The organism is Pseudomonas sp. (genome assembly GCF_037994325.1).
Taxonomy (GTDB): domain Bacteria; phylum Pseudomonadota; class Gammaproteobacteria; order Pseudomonadales; family Pseudomonadaceae; genus Aquipseudomonas.
This window is the reverse complement of record NZ_JBBNAH010000426.1, coordinates 1-2,106: the sequence shown is the minus strand read 5'-3', so window position 1 is coordinate 2,106 and position 2,106 is coordinate 1. Positions and strand designations below refer to the sequence as shown.

The window sequence follows — 2,106 nt, the reverse complement described above, 5'->3', positions numbered from 1 at the left end:
GTATTTGATGAGTCGCGGGTGTTTCGCATCGATCACTACCTGGGCAAGGAGACCGTGCAAAACCTTATGGCGCTGCGCTTTGCCAATATGCTGTTCGAACCGTTGTGGCGCAGCGGGCATATCGACCATGTGCAAATCAGCGTGTGCGAAACCCTTGGCGTAGAGAACCGTGGCGCTTATTACGACCGCTCCGGGGCCATGCGCGATATGGTGCAAAACCATTTGCTGCAGCTGCTGTGCCTGGTGGCTATGGAAGCACCGGCGCGCTTTGATGCCGAGTCGGTGCGCGATGAAAAGCTGAAAATCCTCCAGGCCCTGAAACCGATTCAGGGCATGGATGTGCACGACAAGACCGTGCGCGGGCAATACACCGCCGGCAAGATCGGCGGCCAGGAAGTGCCGGCATACTACTTTGAAAAAAACGTCGATAACGACAGCGACACCGAGACCTTTGTTGCCCTGCAAGTGGCGATCAACACCTGGCGCTGGGCCGGCGTACCGTTCTACCTGCGCACCGGCAAACGCCTGGCGAAAAAGACCTCGGAAATCGTGATCCACTTCAAGCAGGTGCCGCACCTGCTGTTCGACAACACCCTACCCAACCGCCTGATCATTCGCCTGCAACCGGAAGAGCGCATCAGCCTGCAACTGATGGGCAAAACGCCGGGCAAAGGCATGCGTTTGGCGCCCGTGGAGCTGGACTTGAACTTGGCCCAGGCGTTTCGCCAGAAACGCCGCTGGGACGCCTATGAGCGCCTGCTGCTGGATGTGATTGAAGGCGACTCGACCCTGTTTATGCGCCGCGATGAAGTGGAAGCAGCGTGGAAATGGGTGGACCCGATTTTGAAGGGCTGGCAGGACAACTACCAAGACCCACGGCCGTATGCCGCCGGCAGTAATGGGCCGGAGCAGGCGCAGAGTTTGTTGGAGTTGCAGGGGCGTAAGTGGGCGGAGTGATCGGTGTTAGGTGCGCGGGCGCACCTGGCTGATGGAAAGGTGGGCGGATAGATTGCTGCCCTCACCCTAGCCCTCTCCCGCAAGCGGGAGAGGGGACTGAAGGGTGTTTGCCGGCCTATTGCCGCATGGCTTGTCTCCCCTCTCCCCCCGTTATTGCTTCACCATCTCCGGAATCTGTACCGCCAACTTGGCGTTATTCAACGGCGCGCGAATAAAGCCACGCTGGGTGCCATCCGGGCCGATCACCACCAGATTGCCGCTGTGGTCGACGGTGTAATTCTCTTTGCTGGTGTCACCCGGAATAAACGGAATGCTCACCGCGTTGGCCAGTTTTTGAATGCTCGCCAACTCACCCGTCAGCCCCTGAAATTGCGGGTCGAAGTAGCCGAGGTATTTCTTCAATTGCTCGGGGGTGTCGCGGTTGGGGTCTACGCTGACCAACACCACTTGCAGGTTATCCACAGCCTCTTTGGGCATTTTGCTTTTCAGTTCACGCAACTGCGCCAGCGTGGTGGGGCAGATATCCGGGCAGAAGGTGTAGCCGAAAAACAGCAGGCTCCATTTGCCTTTCAACTGATCCACCTTCACCGGCTCACCGAGTTGGTTGGTCAGGCTCAGGTCAGGCAAGGTGCGGCTTTGTGGCAGCAGAATAATGCCAGCATCAATCATGGCCGCCGGGTCGCCATGGCCTTTGCCATTCAGCACACGGTTGACGGTAAGGCCGAATACCAGGGCGACGATGGCGACAAGAATGGCGACGGTGATTTGCTTGCGGGTCATAGGCTGGGCAGTCAGTAGAGATAAGGCCACCACTTTAGTAGACAACAGAGGCCGCTGCACGCGACCTTGTGCCTCAGCGCTCACTCGCCCTTGAGTGCTGCCTGCAACCCGGGAACAAACTCCTCACCGTGGGGTACCGTGATAGTGGAGGTTTTCAACACATTCTCGAAAGGCTCCACTCTGCCGCCCAGGCACTCACCTAGAAATGCCTCGGTCACTGAGGAAAACGCGATGTTGTTCTCTGGCCGGGAAAAACTATGCCCCTCATCCGGGAAAACCACATAGGTCACCGGGATATGCTTGGCGGCCATCGCCTGCACGATCTGGTCGGATTCGCTTTTTTTTACCCGCGGATCATTGGCGCCCTGA

At 58.1% G+C, this 2,106-nt stretch carries 3 protein-coding genes; 1 reads left to right on the top strand and 2 read right to left on the bottom strand.

Annotated elements, in window-relative coordinates; translation table 11 throughout:
• A partial coding sequence (gene zwf / locus AAAB16_RS14365; RefSeq protein ID WP_340663924.1) for a glucose-6-phosphate dehydrogenase occupies positions 1–957 on the top strand: 957 nt, incomplete at its 5' end.
• A gap of 150 nt (positions 958–1,107) precedes the next feature.
• Here the strand turns inward: zwf and AAAB16_RS14360 are convergent.
• Together AAAB16_RS14360 and AAAB16_RS14355 are read right to left on the bottom strand one after the other, a co-directional pair.
• Positions 1,108–1,737 carry an SCO family protein gene (locus tag AAAB16_RS14360; RefSeq protein WP_340663923.1) on the bottom strand — a complete coding sequence of 210 codons (630 nt, stop codon included), beginning with the start codon at positions 1,735–1,737 and terminating at the stop codon, positions 1,108–1,110.
• Positions 1,738–1,817: 80 nt separating this feature from the next.
• On the bottom strand, positions 1,818–2,106 hold a 289-nt coding region (locus AAAB16_RS14355), incomplete at its 5' end, for a prolyl oligopeptidase family serine peptidase (RefSeq protein ID WP_340663922.1).

Bases quoted from the DNA above. Each gene is read 5' to 3' on its own strand.
- AAAB16_RS14360 (WP_340663923.1), bottom strand. From the start codon at position 1,737: ATGACCCGCAAGCAAATCACCGTCGCCATTCTTGTCGCCATCGTCGCC.